Here is a 13,425-nt window from a genome sequence, read left to right as displayed (position 1 = left end):
CATCGCGCTCGGCGGGCCGGTGGCGCTGGCCCCGCTGATCCTGGCCGGCGCCCTGGTCGGGGGCCTGGCCTTCGCCTTCACCGGCGGGATCGGGGCGGCGCTCAGCCTGGGGGCGCGGCGGGGCGGACTGCTGACCGCCGTGATCGTCCTGCCGCTGTTCGTGCCCCCGGTGATCTTCGGCGGCGGAGCCTTAGACGCCTTCGCCTCGGGCCTGCCCTGGCGGGCCGGCTTCACCCTGTTGTCCGCCTACGCCGCCGCCGCCGTGGCCCTGGGGCCGGTCGCCATGGCCGCCGCCTGCCGCAACGCGCTCAGCTGAACATGACGAAAGCTTAAGGTCGGCCGGCGACGGAAACCCGGGAACAGACCGTTTGACGTCGTGGGGATGGCGTAACGGAGACCTTCCATGACCTTGAAAATCCTTCGCCCTGTGCTGCTGGGCGCCTCGATCCTGACCCTCGGCGCCGCCGGCGTCGCCATCGCCCAGCCGCCGCCCGGCGGCATGGAAGAGGCGCACGGCCATGGCCCGATGGGCGGCATGCCCGGCATGGACCCCGCCAAACGCGCCGAGCGCATGGCCGGCCACCTGCGTGATGTGCTGCAACTGACCCCGGCCCAGGAGCCGGCCCTGCAGGCCTTCATCGCCGCCATGAAGCCGCCGGAAGGGGGCCTGGAGAAGATGCGGGGAGAGCGCGAGAAGATGGCCGGCCTGACCACGCCGCAGCGGCTGGACGCCATGCAGGCCCATCGGGCCGAACGCGAGGCCGCCATGGACAAGCGGATGCAGGCCATCCGCACCTTCTACGCCCAGCTGAACCCGGCCCAGAAGAAGGCCTTTGACGCCCTGCCCCCGCCCGGCATGGGCGGCCGCCACGGCCAGGGCATGGGTCCCAAGGGCATGGGCGTCGGTCACCGGGGCTGACTGGAACACCGCCGGTCCCGTCCCTCCAGTCGCGGGACCGGCGATGCGTGCGACGGCGGGTTCCGGGGTCAAGCCCGCCCCGGGACCCGTCGCTTGATCTATATCCCATTGCCCCGCGCGCGAGGCGGGGCTAATCGGCGAGCATGATCCCCGCCCCCGCCTTCCTGGCCAATCCCGAGCGGTTCATGGCGTTCTCGCGCTGGGCCGCGCCCCTCATCGGGGCCATCGCCGTGGCCCTCGCCGTCGCCGGCCTTTGGCTGGGCTTCACGGCGCCCGAGGACTACCAGCAGGGCGCCACGGTCAAGATCATGTTCATCCACGTGCCGGCCGCCTGGCTGAGCATGTTCGTCTATGTCTGTATGGGGATCGCCAGCTTCCTGGCCCTGGTGTTCCGCCACGCCCTGGCCGACGCCGCCGCCCAGGCCGCCGCGCCGCTCGGCGCCGCCTTCACGGGCCTGGCCCTGATCACCGGCTCACTCTGGGGCCGGCCCATGTGGGGCGCCTGGTGGGTGTGGGACGCGCGCCTGACCTCGGTCCTGGTGCTGTTCCTGTTCTACCTGGCCTATATGGCCCTGCGCGCCAGCCTGGACGATGAGACCAAGGCCTCGCGGGCCGGCGCCATCCTGGCCCTGGTCGGCCTGATCAACCTGCCCGTCGTCCACTGGTCGGTGAACTGGTGGAACACTCTGCACCAGGGCGCGTCGGTGTTCCGCAAGGGCGGCTCGGCGCTGGACCCGGTCTATCTGACGCCCCTCTTGCTGATGGGCCTGGCCTATACGGCCGCCTTCGGCGCCCTGTGGCTGGTGCGGATCCGCGGCGAGGTCTGGCGGCGCCGGGCCGAGGCCGCCGCGCTTCGGCTGGCGAGGGGCTAGGCCATGCACGACCTGTTCACTGGCAAGTACGCCGCCTTCATCGGCCCGGCCTTCGCCATCACCGCCGTGACCTTTGTCGCCATGATCGCCTCCAGCCTGGCCCACGCCCGCCGCTGGCGTCGGCGCTATGAGGAGCTGACCGCGGCCAAGGACGCCCAGACGGATCCGCGCCCGTGAACCGCTGGCTGGCCTTCGCGCCCCTGGCGGTGCTGGCCGCGCTCGCCTTGCTGTTCGGCGTCTATGGGCTGAACCACGATCCCAAGGTCGAGCCGCGCGCCCTGGTGGGCAAGCCGCTGCCGGAGGTCTCCCTGCCCAGCCTCGACGACGGCCGGCCCGTGCGCCTGGCCGACGCCGCCAGGGGTCCGGTGCTGGTCAACGTCTTCGCCTCCTGGTGCGCGCCCTGCGAGATCGAGGCGCCGGTGCTGGTCGAGCTGAAGCGCCAGGACGTTCGCATCGTCGGCATCGCCTACAAGGACGCCCCGCCCAATACCGAGGCCTTCCTGGCCCGTCTGGGCGACCCCTATGACGCGCGCCTCGTGGACCGCGACGGCCGCGCCGGGATCGAGCTGGGGGTGACTGGCGTGCCCGAGACCTATCTGGTCGGCGCCGACGGGATGATCCTCGACAAGCACTCCGGTCCCCTGACCGCGGAGATCGCCCAGGCCATGCTGGCGAAGGCGCCGCGTTAACCATATTTTCGGACGCGCCAACGAGGCTAGGGTCTCGTTAACCATGTTTCCGGGGTCCCATGGCCGCGCCGATCCGACCGAACTTCACGCCGGTCAATCCGCAACTTCAGAACCCGGCCAACAACCAGGCCCGGTCCGCGGCCCAGCGCGCCTTTTTCGAAGCCGCCCTCGGCAAGGCCCAGGGCCAGGCGGCCCAGCCGCAACCTCAGGCCTCCGCCCAAGGCTCGGGCCAGGCCACGCGCGCGGCGCAGACCCAGACGACGCAAGCCGCCGCACCGCTCCGCACCGCCTCGCCCGCCGCCGCCCGGGCGGCCTATGTTCCGAAAATACCGGCGACCCTGCCGGCTGAGCCACCGACCCGCATCCTGCGGCCCGGCTCGATCCTCGACATCAAGGTCTAGGCGGCCTTTTTCGCCTTCTTCGGCTTGTCGGCCTTCTCAGGCTTCGGGGACTTGGCCGGCTTCTCGGCCTTGGGCTTCTTGTCCGCCTTGGCCTTCTTGACCTTCTCGGGCTTGGGCGGCTTCGGCGGCTTGACCGCCTCGGGCGCCGCGGCCTCATCCCCACCCTTGACCAGGTCGCGCAGCAGCCCGGTCAGGGCGTCGCGCTTGCCACCGGACAGCAGCTTCAGCAGCCGGGCGTCCACCGCCGCCATCTTCGGCTGGGCGTCTTCGAGCGCGGCGCGACCCGCCTCCGTCAGGCTGACGGCGTTGGCGCGGGCGTCGGAGGCCGAGCGTTGCCGCTCCAGCAGGCCCTTGGTGATCATGCGGGCGGCCATGTCGGCCAGGGTCGAGCGGTCGATGCCGGTGATCCGCACCAGGTCCGTCTGGGTCAGGCCGTCCTGGGTCGCCACCGCCGACAGCACCGCATACTGGCGCTGGGTCAGGCCGCCGGGACCAAACTCCTCGGCATAGAGATCGAGCGCCACCTGTAGCGCCCGGTGCAGAAGATGACTGGGAGACTTGTCCAGGGCGGGCAGCCCGCCTGACTTCGCCGACTTCGCCTTCGACATCCGCACGCCCTCGCCGCCTGGATAGCGTCTGCAAGCTATAGGCTGATCGCGTCGGTTTGACGACAGACAGTCCGTGGGCGGTCTACTCGACCGGCGGCACCGGCGGCGGCTCGCTGACGTGGGCGTACTTCATCATCAGCGGCACCTGGCTGAAGCCGAACAGCACGTGGATGATCGACAGGCCGGGGAACTTGAACAGGGCCCAGGTGACGTCGGACTGGGTGCGCCAGACGATTTCGTTCACCACCGCCGTGGCGAGGAAGAAGACGCCGTAGCGCCAGGCAAGCTTGCGCCAGCCTTCGTCCGACATCTGGAAGGCCATGCTGAGGATGGCCTTCAAGGGGTTCTTGCCCATCATCACCCCGATGATCAGGAAGCCGCCGAAGGCGACGCCCGAGACCGTGGGGCGAATCTTGATGAAACGCGGATCGTGGGTGTAGAGCGCCAGCCCCCCCAGGATCAGCGACAGGCCTCCCGCCGCCAGGGGCAGGGGCGCGATGCGGCGCTCGACGATCAGGCCCACCGCCAGGGCTACGGCGGCGCCGGCCACCATGCCCCAGGTGGCCTTCATCATGTCGTGGGTGACCAGCAGGGTGATCAGGAAGGCGAAGGGCCAGCCGTAGTCGACGAAGGCCGTGATCCACTTGCGGTGCTTGGGCGACAGGGTCACTGGCCGTTCTCCAGACCCACCAGGGAGCGGGCGAAGGCGCGGGCGTCGAAGGGCTGCAGGTCCTCGATCCCCTCGCCCACCCCGATCAGCTTGATCGGGCTGTCGGAGGCCTGGGCCACGGGCACAAGCACCCCGCCGCGGGCGGTGCCGTCCAGCTTGGTCATGACAATGCCAGAGACGCCGATCTGGTTGCCGAAGATGTTTTCCTGGGCCAGCGCATTGCGGCCCACGGTGGCGTCGAGCACCAGCAGGGTCTCGTGCGGGGCCTCGGGATCGACCTTCTTGATCACCCGGATGACCTTGTGCAGTTCGTCCATCAGGCCCTGCTTGTTCTGCAGACGGCCGGCGGTGTCGATCAGCACCACGTCATAGGCCTCGTCCTTGGCCCGCTGCACGGCGTCGAAGGCGAGCCCGGCCGCGTCGGAGTTGATCGGCCGCGACATGAAGTCGACGCCCGCCCGCTCGGCCCAGACCTTGAGCTGTTCAACGGCGGCGGCGCGGAAGGTGTCGCCGGCCACCACCAGGACCTTGGCGCCCCGCGCCTTCAGGTCCGAGGCGATCTTGCCGAGCGTCGTGGTCTTGCCCGAGCCGTTGACCCCGATGAACAGCACCACATAGGGCCGAGGTCCGACCAGCGGATCAAAGCGGCCCTGGCGGTTGGAGAGCTCATCGCCGATGGCTTCCGCCAGGGCTTCCTTGATCTCGGCCTCATCGACGCTCTTGCCGAACTTCTCCTCGGCGAAGCGGGCGGTGATGCGCGCGGCCGAGTGCGGGCCGAGATCGGCCTCGATCAGCATCTCTTCCAGCTCGTCGAGCTTGGCCTGGTCCAGCGGCTGCTTGGTGAAGGTGGAGACCACCTGTTCCGTCATCGCCTTCGACGAGCGCGACAGCCCGTCGGTGAGGCGTTGGAACCAGCCCTTCTTCGGTTCGGTCATGAGCCTGCTTCTAGCGGCTCGCGCGCAGGCGGGATAGAGCAGGCGTGATGGATGAGCGGATCGCGCACGCCCTTGTCTGGCTCGACTATGCGGCCGTGGCGGTCTTCGGGGCCACCGGGGCGCTGGCGGCCGCGCGCCGCAAGCACGATATCGTCACCTTCGGCTTCTTCGCGGCCATCACCGGGGTCGGGGGCGGGACCCTGCGCGACCTGCTGTTGGGCGCGCCGGTGTTCTGGATCGACCGCTGGGGCTACCTCGCCGCCTGCCTGACCGCGGCCCTGGTGATCTGGCTCACCGGGCTGGGCCGAGGGCGCCAGCGGGTGCTGCTGTGGCTCGATGCCGTGGGCCTGGCCGCCTACAGCGTTGTCGGCGCGGCCAAGGCCCTGGCGCTGGGGGCGCCGGCCCTGCCCTCCATGGTCATGGGCGTGCTGACCGCCTGCTTCGGCGGCGTGATCCGGGATGTCCTGGCGCACGAGGAATCGGTGCTGCTGAAACGGGAGATCTATGTGACCTGCGCCGTGGTCGGCGCGGGCCTGTTCGTCATCCTGCGGGGCTTCGGGCTTCCCGGTCTGCCCGCCGGCCTGATCGGCGCCGGGGCGGCCTTCGGGGTCAGGGCCGGGGCGATCCTGTGGAACTGGACCCTGCCGGGCTTCCCGGGCCGCGAAGACTAGGCCAGCTCGGCCGTCAGCCGGCCGGCCTCGACGCCGGTGACCCTTAGCGTCACGATCCCGCCGACCTTGGCCTCGCCCGAGAAGGCGATCTCGGTGAAGTCTTCGGCCCGGGCGATCCCGCCCTTTTCCACCAGCCCTGAGAGGGTCCGGCCGACCTGGGCCGCCAGGTGACGCTGAAGCGCCGCCTGGCCCGCTTCGCGCAGCCGCGCCGCGCGGGCCTTGATCACCGGCCGCTGCAGCTGCGGCATCCGCGCCGCCGGGGTGCCGGGCCGCGGGCTGAAGGGGAAGACGTGCAGGAAGGCCAGGCCCGCCTCGTCCACCAGCTTCAGGGTGTTCTCGAACATCTCGTCCGTCTCGGTCGGGAAGCCGGCGATCAGGTCGGCGCCGAAGGCGACATCAGGCCGCACCGCCCGGACATCGGCGATCAGCTTCAGAGCGTCGGCGCGAAGATGCCGGCGCTTCATCCGCTTCAGGATCATGTCGTCGCCCGCCTGCAGGGACAGATGCAGATAGGGCATCAGCCGCGGGTCCTCGAAGCCCTTCAACAGGTCAGGGTCGATCTCGGCCGCGTCGATGGAGGAGAGCCTCAATCGTGGCAGGTCGGGCACCAGCTTCAGGATCCGCGCCACCAGTTGGCCCAGCGTCGGCTGGCCCGGCAGGTCGGCGCCCCAGCTGGTCACATCGACCCCGGTCAGCACCACCTCGCGATAGCCCTCTGCCGCCAGTCTGCGGACCTGTTCCACCACCTCGCCGGCCGGCGCCGAGCGGGAATTGCCGCGTCCATAGGGGATGACGCAGAAGGTGCAGCGATGGTCGCAGCCGTTCTGGACCTCGACATAGGCCCGCGCCCGGTCCTTCAGGCCGTCGATCAGGTGGCCCGCGGTCTCCCGCACGCTCATGATGTCGTTGACCCGGACGCGCATCGGCTCAGCAGTCGGCGCATAGGCGCCGGCCTGGGACTTCTCGGCGTTGCCCAGGACGAGATCGACCTCGGCCATGGCCGCGAAGGCGCCTGGGTCGATCTGGGCCGCGCAGCCGGTGACGATCAGCTTGGCGCCGGGGCGCTCGCGGCGGGCCTTGCGGATCGCCTGGCGGGCCTGACGCACCGCCTCGCCGGTCACCGCGCAGGTGTTGAAGACCACCGCGTCCGTCAGACCGTCCTCGGCCGCGCGCTTGCGGATGACCTCGCTCTCATAGGCGTTCAGCCGGCAGCCGAAGGTGACGATCGAGACGTCGTCGCCGGCTTTGACGTCAACATGGACGACCGTATCTTCGGCGTGGGAACTCAAGGCAAATTCCCTGTAAATTCAATCTCCAAGGGTCCAGTCATGATGACGTGGCCGTCGGTCTCGCGCCACTCGATGACCAGCTCGCCGCCGTCCAACTCCAGGGTCGCCTTGCGGTCGGACAGGCCCCGGCGGGCGCAGGCGACCAGGGCGGCGCAGGCGCCGGTGCCGCAGGCCTTGGTGAGGCCGGCGCCCCGCTCCCAGACGCGCAGGCGGATGCGGTCGCGGCTCTTCACCTGGGCGAAGCCGACGTTGACGCCTTCGGGGAACAGGAAGTGATGCTCGATCAGCGGCCCGACCTCGCGCACCGGCGCCGCCTCGGCGTTGGGCACGAAGAACACCACGTGCGGATTGCCCATGGAGACGCAGCCCGGCGTGTGCAGGACCGGATTGTCGATGGGCCCGACCTGCAGCTCAATGCCCTTGGTGTCCATCTCCTCGGCGAGCGGGATCTCAGTCCAATCCAGCCGCGGCTCGCCCATATCCACCGAGACCCGGTGATCCCCGGCGCGGCTGGCGTGCAACAGGCCGCCGCGGGTGTCCAGGACGGCTGAGTCTGTCTGGCCGGCCTCCATCAAGAGCCAGCCCACGCAGCGCGAGGCGTTGCCGCAGGCGCCGACCTCTTCGCCATCGGCGTTCCAGAACCGGACGCGCGCGTCGCCCTTGGAGGAGCGCTCGAGGGAGACCAGCTGGTCGCAGCCGATCCCGTCGGTCCGGTCACAAATCTTGCGCACCTCCTCCGGGGTCGGATCGAAGGGGGCGGTGCGGGCCTCGACCACGACGAAGTCGTTGCCGAGACCGTTCATCTTCAGGAACGGACGGGTCATCTCCGGGCTATATAGGCGAGAACCGCCGCTTAGGCACGCCTGGGGCTGGGACGCCCTAGTGCGCGTCGTCCCAGTTGGCGGCGGCGCGGGCTTCGACGACCAGCGGGACGCTGATCTCCACGGCGGGTAGAGCAGCCTTTTCCATGACGCGCTTGGCGACCGCGATGGTCGCCTCGGCCTCGGCTTCCGGCGCCTCGAAGACCAGTTCGTCGTGCACCTGCAACAGCATGGTGGCGGACAGGCCGGCCTCCTTCAGGGCGTCCGGCATGCGGATCATGGCCCGGCGCATGATGTCGGCGGCGGCGCCCTGGATCGGGGCGTTGATCGCCGCCCGGTCGCCGAAGGCCCGCTCGGCCGCCGACTTGGACTTCACCGCCGGGATATTGACCTTGCGCCCGAAGATGGTGGTCACGAAGCCTTGGGTCCGGGCCGCCTGCTTGGTGCGGTCCATATAGGCCCGGATGCCGGGGAAGCGCTCGAAGTAGGTCTTGATATAGGCGCCCGCCTCGTCCTGCGGGATCGACAGCTGGTTGGCGAGGCCGAAGGCCGAGATGCCGTAGACGATGCCGAAATTGATCGCCTTGGCGCGGCGCCGCGTCTCGGACGGCATGCCCTCGATCGGCACGCCGAACATCTCGGACGCCGTCGAGGCGTGAATGTCCAGGCCGTCCTGGAAGGCCTTCTTCAGCTGCGGGATGTCGCCGATGTGGGCAAGCAGGCGCAGCTCGATCTGCGAATAGTCGGCGCTGATCAGCACCTTGCCCGGCTCGGCCACGAAGGCCTTGCGGATCTTGCGCCCCTCTTCGGTGCGCACCGGGATGTTCTGCAGGTTCGGGTCCGACGAGGACAGCCGCCCAGTGGTGGTGGCGGCCAGGGCGTAGGAGGTGTGCACCCGGCCGGTCCGCTCGCTCACCGCCGCGATCAGGGCGTCGGTATAGGTGCCCTTGAGCTTGGACAGCTGGCGCCAGTCGAGCAGGACGCGCGGCAGGGCGTGACCCTGGGCGGCCAGCTCCTCGAGCATGGAGGCGTCGGTGGACTGGGCGCCGGTGGCGGTCATCTTGCCGCCGGTCAGGCCCATCTCGCCGAACAGCACTTCGCCGATCTGCTTCGGGCTGCCCAGGTTGAACGGTCGTCCGGCCAGGCGATGGGCCTCGGCCTCCAGCTCGCCCATGCGGACCGAGAAGTCGTTGGACAGCTGGCGCAGGCGCTCGGGGTCGATGCGGATGCCGGCGCATTCCATATCGGCCAGCACCCCGGCCATGGGCCGCTCCAGGGTCTCGTAGACGCTCAGCAGGCCCTCGCGCGGCAGGCGGGGCCGCAACAGCTCGTAGAGGCGCAAGGTGACGTCGGCGTCCTCGGCGGCGTAGCAGGTGGCCGGCTCCAGGGCGACGTGCTTGAAGCTCTTCTGGGCCTTGCCGGTCCCGGTGACCTGCTTGAACGGGATCGGCGAATGGCCGAGCCACAGCTTGGACAGCTCGTCCATGCCGTGATTGTGCAGCCCGGCCTCCAGCACATAGCTGATCAGCATGGTGTCCTCGACCGGCGCCACGCGGACGCCGTAGCGGGACAGGACCGCCATGTCGTACTTGGCGTTCTGGGCCACCTTCAGGACGCCCGGATCTTCCAGCATCGGCTTCAGGGCCGCGATGGCGTCGGCCAGAGGAATCTGCTCCAGGTCGGCGGGGGCGTCGAAGGCGAGCCCCCCTTCGTGCTCGTGGCCCAGCGGGATGTAGCAGGCCTCGCCCGGCGCGACGGCCAGGGACACGCCCACCAGCCCGGCGTTGGCCGAGGACAGGGCGTCGGTCTCGGTGTCGAAGGCGACGATCCCCTTGGCGCGGGCCTTGTCCACCCAGGCGTTCAGGGTTTCGAGGTCGCGGACACAGACATACTTGGTGACGTCGATGGGGCCTTGATCGGCCACCGGCAGGGGCGTGGGCGCAGGCGACCCGCCCGGCGCCGCGGCCAGGCTGGACGAGGGCTGGCCGCCGCCGCTGACCCGGCGGGCCAGGGTGCGGAACTCCATCTCGTCCAGGAACTTGGCCAGCACGTCGGCGTCGGCCTCGGCCACCACCAGGTCTTCCAGGGGAACCGGCAGGGGGGTGTCGCAGTCCAGCTGGACCAGCTGGCGCGACAGGCGGATCTGGTCGGCGAATTCGATCAGGGTGTCGCGGCGCTTGGGCTGTTTGATCTCGCCGGCCCGGGCCAACAGGGTGTCGAGGTCGCCATACTCGTTGATCAGGGCGCTGGCGGTCTTGATGCCGATGCCCGGCGCGCCCGGCACGTTGTCGACGCTGTCGCCGCACAGGGCCTGGACGTCGACCACCTTGTCCGGGGACACCCCGAACTTCTCCATCACCTGTTCCGGGCCGATCCGCAGGTTCTTCATGGTGTCGAGCATGGAGACCCGCTCGCCGACCAGCTGCATCAGGTCCTTGTCCGAGGAGACAATGGTCACCAGGCCGCCGGCGTCGCGCACCTTACAGGCATAGGCGGCGATCAGATCGTCGGCCTCATAGCCGGGCAGCTCCAGGGCCGGGACGCCGAAGGCCCGGGCGGCCTCGCGCACCAGGGGGAACTGCGGGATCAGGTCCTCTGGCGGCGGCGGGCGGTGGGCCTTGTACTGGTCGTACAGGTGGTTGCGGAAGGTCTTCTCGGAGTGGTCGAAGATCGCGGCCAGGTGGGTCGGGCCGTCCGGCTGGGCCTTCATCTCGACCAGCAGCTTCCACAGCATGTTGCAGAAACCGGAGATGGCGCCGATGGGCAGACCGTCCGTCTTGCGGGTCAGGGGCGGCAGGGCGTGGAAGGCCCGGAAGATGAAGCCCGAGGCGTCGATCAGGTACAGCCGCGTGGCCGGGCCGTCCTGGGTGGCGAGGCGGGGCAGATCGGGCAGGGCGGCGTCGGGCGCAAGATCGGTCATGGGCCGAAGATAGGGCCGACCGCGTCCCGGGTCACGCCTCAGCGCCAAGGAATGCGCAGGCTGCTGACAGGTCTCTGGCCACGCTCAGGACTTGCGCCGATGTCATCCCGGAAAGCCGCGCCAGCGGCTTGTCCCAGACCCATATGGGCGGGAGTTTGCAGGATGGATCGGTGTCTATGGGTCCCGGTCTTTCGCTGACGCGAAAACCGGGATGACACAGCTGGGTCGCCAGGCGGGTTCAGCCGAACCGGGCGTTCAGATCCGGGGCGCCCTGCGCCGCCTGGGCCACCGCGTCGGGATCGCCGTCGGCGAGGAAAGCTTCCGTCACGCGCTTCACCGTGGCGAAGGCCGCCCGGAACAGGCCCGTGGCCGAGGACAGGCGGCGCGCGCCGAGGGCCTGCAGGTCCGCGGCCTTCGGCACGCCCGCGAAGCCCATGATGTTCAGGGGCAGGGCCACAGCCGCCGCCAGCCGGCCGATCAGGGCGGCGTCATTGGCGAAGGGGATGAAGATCCCGCTGGCGCCCGCGCCCGCATAGAGGCCCGCCCGGCGCACCGCCTCGGCCTCGGCCTGCTCGGCCGGGACCAGGCGCTTCAGATAGACATCGGTGCGGGCGTTGATGAACAGGTCGACCCCGGCGCCGGCCGCAGCCTTGCGCGCCGCCTCGATCTTGCGGGCGTGCAGGTCAGGATCGCGGGTCCCGTCCTCCAGATTGATCCCGACGGCGCCGGCGCCGATCACCGCGCGGATGGTCTCGGCCAGGGTGGCGAGGTCGTCGGTATAGCCACCCTCGATGTCGGCGGTCAGGGGAACCGGCAAGATGCGGGCGATCTCCTCCAGCGCCCGGATCAGGATCGGGACCGGCAGGTGGTCGCCGTCGGCATAGCCGTGCGCCCAGGCTACCGCCGCCGAGGAGGTGGCCACGGCCCTGGCGCCCGCATCGGCCATGATCGCGGCGCTGGCGGCGTCCCAGGCATTGGGCAGGATCAGGATATCGGGGCCCTTGTGCAGGGCGTGGAAGGTCGCGGCGTGGCTCATGCTCGTCCCCATTGGCGTTTCAGCCTGGACGATATGGGGCCTGGCGTCGTGACACGCTCGCGGAAACCGGACCTCGACAGACGGCTGCCGCCACCCTGGTGTCAGCTGCCGGAGGGCAAGGCTTAGTGGCCGTGCGAGCCTTCGTAGACGCCCGGCGCCTTCAGCTCGTCCTCATGGCCCTCGTCGCCGTGGGCCAGGACGAAGCGGCGATCGCAATAGGGGCATTCGACAAAGCCCGAGGCGCCCATCTCCAGGAAGACCCGCGGGTGGCCAAGCGCGCCGCCGACGCCGTCGCAGGCCACGCGGTGCGAGTGGACGGTGATGGTCTCAGGCGCGGGGCCCACGGGGACCGAGGTCTCGGCGGTGGTGGGCTGGGTCGGGGCTTTGGCCATGGAATTCTCCGGCGACGAAGCTTGGCGAGCGGCGTCTGCGGGCCTAGGTATGCGAGCACCCCTTTCGACGTCAATGACGCCATTTGATCCAGTGATTTCCTCAAGGTCCGCATGAGCCTTCCCGACTACGCCATCGAGGCCCAGGGCCTGGTGAAGACCTATCCCGCCACCAAGACCAGCCCGGAGATGCAGGCGCTCAAGGGCATCGACCTGAAGATCCCGCGCGGCTCGATCTTCGGCCTGCTCGGCCCCAACGGCGCGGGCAAGTCGACCTTCATCAACACCCTGGCCGGCCTGACCAAGAAAACCTCTGGCAAGGTGCTGATCTGGGGCCGCGACATCGACGAGCGCCCGCGCGACGCCCGCGCCGCCATCGGCGTGGTGCCGCAGGAAATCGCCGCCGACCCCTTCTTCACGCCCAAGGAATCGCTGGAGGTCCAGGCCGGCATGTATGGCGTGCCGCCGTCTGAGCGCCGGACCATGGAGCTGCTCACCGCGCTGGGCCTCGCCGACAAAGCCCAGGCCTATGTCCGCCAGCTGTCGGGCGGCATGAAGCGCCGCCTGATGGTCGCCAAGGCCATGGTGCACAATCCGCCGGTGCTGATCCTGGACGAGCCCACCGCCGGGGTGGACGTCGAGCTGCGCCGCCAGCTGTGGCGCTATGTGCTGGAGCTGAACGCCAAGGGCGTGACCATCGTGCTCACCACCCACTACCTCGAAGAGGCCCAGGAGCTCTGCGACCAGATCGCCATCATCAACCGCGGCCAGGTGGTCGCCTGCGAGCCGACCACGACGCTCCTGGCCCGCATGGACACCCGCGCCGTGGTGGTGACGCCGGAGGAGCCGATGGCGGAGGCCCCGCAGCTGGCGGGCTTCGAGACCAAGCTGCGCAATGGCGGCGCCTTCCAGGTGACCTATCGCACCGGCCAGTCCAGCGTCGAACAGGTGCTCGCCGCCGTGCGCGGGGCCGGCCTGCACATCAAGGATATCGCCACCGAAGACCCGGACCTGGAGGACGTGTTCGTCTCGCTCACCACCCAGCCGGCGCCGGCTGCGGTCTAGACTTTCGCTTCCCCGATCTTTCCGCTAGAAGCCCCTTCCGCTTCAGCACGCACCCGTAGCTCAGCTGGATAGAGCGTTGCCCTCCGAAGGCAAAGGTCACACGTTCGAATCGTGTCGGGTGCGCCATTCTCCGCAAGATC

At 69.7% G+C, this 13,425-nt stretch carries 16 protein-coding genes and 1 tRNA gene; 9 read left to right on the top strand and 8 right to left on the bottom strand.

What is annotated here, in order from left to right:
• From ACFQ27_RS11050 to ACFQ27_RS11025, 6 genes are all read left to right on the top strand, one after another.
• On the top strand, positions 1-316 hold a 316-nt coding region (locus ACFQ27_RS11050; protein WP_377353626.1), incomplete at its 5' end, for a heme exporter protein CcmB.
• A gap of 87 nt (positions 317-403) precedes the next feature.
• Complete coding sequence (locus tag ACFQ27_RS11045; protein WP_377353625.1) at positions 404-919, top strand: Spy/CpxP family protein refolding chaperone; 516 nt, start codon at positions 404-406, stop codon at positions 917-919.
• Between the two features lie 143 nt (positions 920-1,062).
• Positions 1,063-1,791, top strand: a complete 729-nt coding sequence (gene ccmC, locus ACFQ27_RS11040) for a heme ABC transporter permease CcmC (RefSeq protein WP_377353623.1) — start codon at positions 1,063-1,065, stop codon at positions 1,789-1,791.
• Between the two features lie 3 nt (positions 1,792-1,794).
• A complete protein-coding gene (ccmD, locus tag ACFQ27_RS11035; protein WP_374348606.1) occupies positions 1,795-1,968 on the top strand; it encodes a heme exporter protein CcmD in 174 nt (57 codons plus the stop codon).
• Positions 1,965-2,480, top strand: a complete 516-nt coding sequence (locus ACFQ27_RS11030; RefSeq protein WP_377353621.1) for a DsbE family thiol:disulfide interchange protein — start codon at positions 1,965-1,967, stop codon at positions 2,478-2,480. Before ccmD ends, ACFQ27_RS11030 begins: the two co-directional genes overlap by 4 nt.
• Positions 2,481-2,539: 59 nt before the next feature.
• Positions 2,540-2,881 (top strand): hypothetical protein, encoded by a 342-nt coding sequence (locus tag ACFQ27_RS11025; protein ID WP_377353619.1) that lies wholly within the window; start codon positions 2,540-2,542, stop codon positions 2,879-2,881.
• Here ACFQ27_RS11025 and ACFQ27_RS11020 read toward each other — a convergent pair.
• The 3 genes from ACFQ27_RS11020 to ftsY form a co-directional block, all read right to left on the bottom strand.
• Positions 2,878-3,489 carry a MarR family winged helix-turn-helix transcriptional regulator gene (locus ACFQ27_RS11020; protein WP_377353618.1) on the bottom strand — a complete coding sequence of 204 codons (612 nt, stop codon included), beginning with the start codon at positions 3,487-3,489 and terminating at the stop codon, positions 2,878-2,880. The genes ACFQ27_RS11025 and ACFQ27_RS11020 overlap by 4 nt on opposite strands.
• 82 nt (positions 3,490-3,571) lie before the next feature.
• Complete coding sequence (locus ACFQ27_RS11015; RefSeq protein WP_374348596.1) at positions 3,572-4,159, bottom strand: inner membrane-spanning protein YciB; 588 nt, start codon at positions 4,157-4,159, stop codon at positions 3,572-3,574.
• Complete coding sequence (gene ftsY, locus ACFQ27_RS11010) at positions 4,156-5,094, bottom strand: signal recognition particle-docking protein FtsY (protein ID WP_374348594.1); 939 nt, start codon at positions 5,092-5,094, stop codon at positions 4,156-4,158. Before ftsY ends, ACFQ27_RS11015 begins: the two co-directional genes overlap by 4 nt.
• A gap of 47 nt (positions 5,095-5,141) precedes the next feature.
• Here ftsY and ACFQ27_RS11005 point away from each other — a divergent pair, with 47 nt between their 5' ends.
• Positions 5,142-5,765 carry a trimeric intracellular cation channel family protein gene (locus ACFQ27_RS11005; RefSeq protein WP_374348591.1) on the top strand — a complete coding sequence of 208 codons (624 nt, stop codon included), beginning with the start codon at positions 5,142-5,144 and terminating at the stop codon, positions 5,763-5,765.
• Here the strand turns inward: ACFQ27_RS11005 and mtaB are convergent.
• The 5 genes from mtaB to ACFQ27_RS10980 form a co-directional block, all read right to left on the bottom strand.
• On the bottom strand, positions 5,762-7,054 hold the full coding sequence (mtaB, locus tag ACFQ27_RS11000) for a tRNA (N(6)-L-threonylcarbamoyladenosine(37)-C(2))-methylthiotransferase MtaB (protein ID WP_377353617.1): 1,293 nt from the start codon (positions 7,052-7,054) through the stop codon (positions 5,762-5,764). The two genes, ACFQ27_RS11005 and mtaB, sit on opposite strands and share 4 nt — an antisense overlap.
• Positions 7,051-7,878: a diaminopimelate epimerase gene (gene dapF, locus ACFQ27_RS10995; RefSeq protein WP_377353616.1), complete on the bottom strand. Its 828-nt coding sequence runs from the start codon at positions 7,876-7,878 to the stop codon at positions 7,051-7,053. Before dapF ends, mtaB begins: the two co-directional genes overlap by 4 nt.
• 55 nt (positions 7,879-7,933) lie before the next feature.
• Positions 7,934-10,795: a DNA polymerase I gene (polA, locus tag ACFQ27_RS10990; RefSeq protein WP_377353615.1), complete on the bottom strand. Its 2,862-nt coding sequence runs from the start codon at positions 10,793-10,795 to the stop codon at positions 7,934-7,936.
• 238 nt (positions 10,796-11,033) lie between these two features.
• Positions 11,034-11,831, bottom strand: coding sequence for an isocitrate lyase/PEP mutase family protein (locus ACFQ27_RS10985; protein ID WP_377353614.1), 798 nt, complete (start codon positions 11,829-11,831; stop codon positions 11,034-11,036).
• A 122-nt stretch (positions 11,832-11,953) separates the two neighbouring features.
• Complete coding sequence (locus ACFQ27_RS10980) at positions 11,954-12,223, bottom strand: zinc-finger domain-containing protein (protein ID WP_374348579.1); 270 nt, start codon at positions 12,221-12,223, stop codon at positions 11,954-11,956.
• Between the two features lie 111 nt (positions 12,224-12,334).
• Between ACFQ27_RS10980 and ACFQ27_RS10975 the strand changes: the two genes are divergently transcribed.
• Complete coding sequence (locus ACFQ27_RS10975) at positions 12,335-13,285, top strand: ABC transporter ATP-binding protein (RefSeq protein WP_377353613.1); 951 nt, start codon at positions 12,335-12,337, stop codon at positions 13,283-13,285.
• 49 nt (positions 13,286-13,334) lie between these two features.
• Positions 13,335-13,411 (top strand) — tRNA-Arg (locus ACFQ27_RS10970).
• Positions 13,412-13,425 lie beyond the last annotated feature (14 nt).

It is taken from the genome of Phenylobacterium conjunctum (genome assembly GCF_042679085.1).
In the GTDB taxonomy this organism is placed as follows: Bacteria; Pseudomonadota; Alphaproteobacteria; order Caulobacterales; family Caulobacteraceae; genus Phenylobacterium; species Phenylobacterium conjunctum.
This window is presented reverse-complemented; position numbering and strand designations above follow the sequence as displayed.

What these genes read in the sequence shown, in the direction of transcription:
- ACFQ27_RS11045 (WP_377353625.1), top strand. Translation starts at nt 404, where the DNA reads ATGACCTTGAAAATCCTTCGCCCTGTGCTGCTGGGCGCCTCGATCCTG.
- ccmC (WP_377353623.1), top strand. Translation starts at nt 1,063, where the DNA reads ATGATCCCCGCCCCCGCCTTCCTGGCCAATCCCGAGCGGTTCATGGCG.
- ccmD (WP_374348606.1), top strand. Translation starts at nt 1,795, where the DNA reads ATGCACGACCTGTTCACTGGCAAGTACGCCGCCTTCATCGGCCCGGCC.
- ACFQ27_RS11025 (WP_377353619.1), top strand. Translation starts at nt 2,540, where the DNA reads ATGGCCGCGCCGATCCGACCGAACTTCACGCCGGTCAATCCGCAACTT.
- ACFQ27_RS11020 (WP_377353618.1), bottom strand. Translation starts at nt 3,489, where the DNA reads ATGTCGAAGGCGAAGTCGGCGAAGTCAGGCGGGCTGCCCGCCCTGGAC.
- ftsY (WP_374348594.1), bottom strand. Translation starts at nt 5,094, where the DNA reads ATGACCGAACCGAAGAAGGGCTGGTTCCAACGCCTCACCGACGGGCTG.
- ACFQ27_RS11005 (WP_374348591.1), top strand. Translation starts at nt 5,142, where the DNA reads ATGGATGAGCGGATCGCGCACGCCCTTGTCTGGCTCGACTATGCGGCC.
- dapF (WP_377353616.1), bottom strand. Translation starts at nt 7,878, where the DNA reads ATGACCCGTCCGTTCCTGAAGATGAACGGTCTCGGCAACGACTTCGTC.
- polA (WP_377353615.1), bottom strand. Translation starts at nt 10,795, where the DNA reads ATGACCGATCTTGCGCCCGACGCCGCCCTGCCCGATCTGCCCCGCCTC.
- ACFQ27_RS10985 (WP_377353614.1), bottom strand. Translation starts at nt 11,831, where the DNA reads ATGAGCCACGCCGCGACCTTCCACGCCCTGCACAAGGGCCCCGATATC.
- ACFQ27_RS10980 (WP_374348579.1), bottom strand. Translation starts at nt 12,223, where the DNA reads ATGGCCAAAGCCCCGACCCAGCCCACCACCGCCGAGACCTCGGTCCCC.
- ACFQ27_RS10975 (WP_377353613.1), top strand. Translation starts at nt 12,335, where the DNA reads ATGAGCCTTCCCGACTACGCCATCGAGGCCCAGGGCCTGGTGAAGACC.